The organism is Arhodomonas sp. KWT (assembly GCF_010993615.1).
The window spans coordinates 178-579 of record NZ_WNXE01001037.1; the positions used below are offsets into that span (position 1 = coordinate 178).

The following is a 402-nucleotide window of genomic DNA, read 5'->3' on the forward strand; positions in this document are numbered from 1 at the left end:
AGGCTTCGGCTCAGGCTTCGGCTCAGGCTTCGGCTCAGGCTTCGGCTCAGGCTTCGGCTCAGGCTTCGGCTCAGGCTTCGGCTCAGGCTCGGGTGCGACCTTCGCCATCGCCTCCGCCGGGGGCCCCTGTGGCTGCGCGTCCTCGGACGATGCCTGTTCCACGGCGCCGCCCTTGCGGAGCCCGCCATCGCCGACCATCGCCAGTTCGAGGGTGACGGGTCCGCCGCCGCCACCGCCGGCGCCACCGCCTCCACCGCCGCCCACGGGCACACGCCACAGCCCCCACAGGAGGAGGGCGTGAGCGGCCAGGGATACCCCCAGCCCAGCCAGCAGGAAACGTCTATTGCCGTGGATCATGTCGAGCGTAGCGTGATCAGCGTCACCCGCTTCACCCCGGCCGCG

At 71.9% G+C, this 402-nt stretch carries 1 pseudogene; it reads right to left on the reverse strand.

The features are described 5' to 3' along the window. A pseudogene (locus tag G7A99_RS25000) lies at positions 1-264 on the reverse strand (hypothetical protein); the annotation flags it as partial. Between the last annotated feature and the right edge of the window lie 138 nt (positions 265-402).